Below are 2781 nucleotides of genomic sequence, written 5' to 3' on the forward strand. Positions count from 1 at the left end.
CCGGCTCAGCGGCGTCGCCGAGTGCGCCGTCGGCGCCGCCGTCGCCGTCCCCGCCACCCGCTCGCGGGGCGCGCTCGCCGCCGCCGGGCTCTTCCTCGCCGTCCTCCCCGCCAACATCCGCATGGCCCGCGACTGGGACGACAGGCCCACCCCGTACCGCGCGGCGGCCTGGGCCCGCGTCCCGCTCCAGGCCCCGCTCGTCGGCTGGGCCCTGCGCCTCTCGGCCCGCACCCGCCGCTGACGTTCCCGGCGGACGGGCGCCGCCCCCGCCCGTACTCAGCCCCCCAGCGTCCGGTCCAGGTTCACCGCCGCGCTGATCAGCGCCAGGTGGGTGAACGCCTGCGGGAAGTTGCCCAGTTGCTCGCCCGTGGGCCCGATCTGCTCCGCGTACAGGCCCACATGGTTGGCGTACGTGAACATCTTCTCCAGCGCGAGCCGCGCCCCCTCCACGTCCCCCGACCGCGTCAGCGCCTCCACCCACCAGAACGAGCAGATCGAGAACGTCCCCTCCGCCCCCTCCAGCCCGTCCGGCGACAGCCTCGGGTCGTAGCGGAAGACGAGGCTGTCCGCGACCAGATCGCGGCGGATCGCCTCCACGGTGCCGAGGAAGCGCGGATCGGTGGGCGAGAGGAACTTCACCATCGGCATCAGGAGCAGCGCCGCGTCCACCACCGCGTCCCCGCCCACCGCCTCCTGGGCCTCCGCGCAGTCCCCGGGCCGCAGGCGCTGGGTGAACGTCCCCGCCTCCTCGTCCCAGCCCTCCTCGATGATCTGCCGGTACATCGCGTCCCTGGTCCTCATCCACCGCCCCAGGTCCCCCGGCAGCCCCCGCTGCCGCGCCACCCGCACCATCCGCTCCACGGCGACCCAGCACATGAGCCGCGAGTACGTGTGCCGCTGCCGCCCCGCCCGCGTCTCCCAGATGCTCTCGTCCGGCTGGTCCCAGTGGTCGAGCAGCCAGTCCAGCAGCGTGCACAGATCCGTCCACGCCTCGTACGAGATGCCCTTGCCGTACTTGTTGAACAGGTACACCGAGTCGATGAGTTCACCGAAGATGTCGAGCTGGAGCTGGTCCTTGGCCCCGTTGCCGACCCGGCACGGGGCGGAGCCCCGGTAGCCCTCCCAGTGGCCCAGCACCTCCTCCTCGCGCACGCTCTCGCCGTCGATCGTGTACAGCGCGCGCAGCGGGCCGCCCTCGCCGTCCACGCACGCCCTGCGCAGCAGCCGCGTCAGCCACCCCGTGAAGGCGTCCGCCTCCTCCGTGAAACCGAGCCGCAGCAGCGCGTAGAGCGAGAACGCGGCGTCCCTGATCCACACGTACCGGTAGTCCCAGTTGCGCTCCCCGCCCACGCGCTCGGGCAGGCCGAGCGTCGGCGCCGCGATGACGGCGCCGGTCGGCTCGTGCGTGAGCAGCTTGAGCGTCAGCACCGAGCGGTGCACGCGCTCGCGCCAGCGGCCGGTGTACCGGGAGCGCGCGAGCCAGCCGCGCCAGTACGCGACGGTGCCGAGGAACAGTTCCTCCACCTCCGCGTCCGAGAGCTCGCCCGTGTCCTCGCGCGTGTCCTCCAGGACGAACGAGGCCGACTCGCCCGCCGAGAGCGTGAACTCCCCGTCCGCGTCCCGCTCCCCGACGCGCAGCGGGACCCGGGTGCGCAGCGCGAACGCCCCCGCCGGGCCGGTGAACGCGGCCCCGTACGCCGTGGCGCGCGCCTCGTGCGGGGCGCGCCCGTAGTCCATGCGCGGGGCGATGCCCACGCGCATCGGCATCCGCCCCCGCACGCACACCACGCGCCGCACGAGCCGCTGCCGGTGCGCCTCGTCCTTCGGCCGCAGCAGCGGCATGAAGTCCTGCACCTCGACGATGCCGTCCTCGGTCAGCATCCGGGTCACGAGGATGTTCGTGTCGGGGAAGTAGAACTGGTGGTACGTTGCCGCGGCGTCGGCTGCGGGGGCGATCCGCCAGCGCCCGCCCTCGCGCGCGTCCAGCAGCGCGCCGAAGACGCTCGGGGCGTCGAAGCGCGGGGCGCAGAACCAGTCGACGCTTCCGTCCACGGCGACGAGCGCCGCCGTGCGCAGGTCCCCGATGAGACCGTGCTCCGCGATCGGCGGGTACGCGCCGTGCCGCTCCTGCGCCGCCATCGTCCGGCCTCCCGTGACTGGGGCCGGGAAGCGGGCGCGGCCCCGGCCGGTCCGCATCGCCAGTGTCAGGGCCCGCGCCCGTCCCCGCACGCGCAGAGCCCGGCCACGGCGGCGCCCGCCGGACACCGCGCCGCCGCCTCCCGGGCGGGCCGGCCGCCCCTAAACGCGGATGAACCCTGGCCGGGGCGGGAGGCGCACAGGCAGACTGCTCCCATGAGCACCCAACGCATCGGTCTCGTCGGCTCCGGTTCCTGGGCCGAGCGCACCCACGCCCCCGCGCTCGCCGCGCACCCGGGGGTCACTTTCAGCGGGGTCTGGGGCCGCAGGCCCGAGGCCGCGACCGCACTCGCCGCCGCGCACGGCGTCCCCGCCCACAGCGGCGAGGACGGCTTCGCGCGGCTCCTCGAAACGAGCGACGCGCTCGCCTTCGCCCTCCCGCCCGACGTACAGGCCCCGCTCGCGACGCGCGCCGCCGAGGCGGGCCGCCACCTCCTCCTGGACAAGCCGGTCGCCACGGACGTCGCGAGCGCCCGCGCCCTCGCCGAGGCGGTGACGGCCGCCGGAACCGCCTCCGTCGTCTTCACCACCATGCGCTTCGCCCCGTCCTCCGCGGCCTGGCTCGCGGGACCTCGCCGCACGGGA

General features: G+C 75.1%; 2 protein-coding genes and 1 pseudogene. 2 read left to right on the forward strand and 1 reads right to left on the reverse strand.

The annotated features are described in order from the left end of the window. Positions 1-241: pseudogene (locus SSBG_RS28565) on the forward strand (hypothetical protein); the annotation flags it as partial. Positions 242-276: 35 nt separating this feature from the next. Here the strand turns inward: SSBG_RS28565 and SSBG_RS28570 are convergent. After that, entirely contained in the window at positions 277-2139 is a 1863-nt protein-coding gene (locus tag SSBG_RS28570) for a glycoside hydrolase family 15 protein (RefSeq protein WP_008749516.1), read from the reverse strand. A gap of 213 nt (positions 2140-2352) precedes the next feature. Here SSBG_RS28570 and SSBG_RS28575 point away from each other — a divergent pair. Next, positions 2353-2781, forward strand: a 429-nt coding sequence (locus SSBG_RS28575) for a Gfo/Idh/MocA family protein (protein ID WP_158677824.1), incomplete at its 3' end; no start/stop codon positions are given.

It is taken from the genome of Streptomyces sp. SPB074 (assembly GCF_000154905.1).
Classification (GTDB): domain Bacteria; phylum Actinomycetota; class Actinomycetes; order Streptomycetales; family Streptomycetaceae; genus Streptomyces.

Coding starts and splice junctions, on each gene's coding strand:
- SSBG_RS28570 (WP_008749516.1), bottom strand. CDS start 2,139: ATGGCGGCGCAGGAGCGGCACGGCGCGTACCCGCCGATCGCGGAGCAC.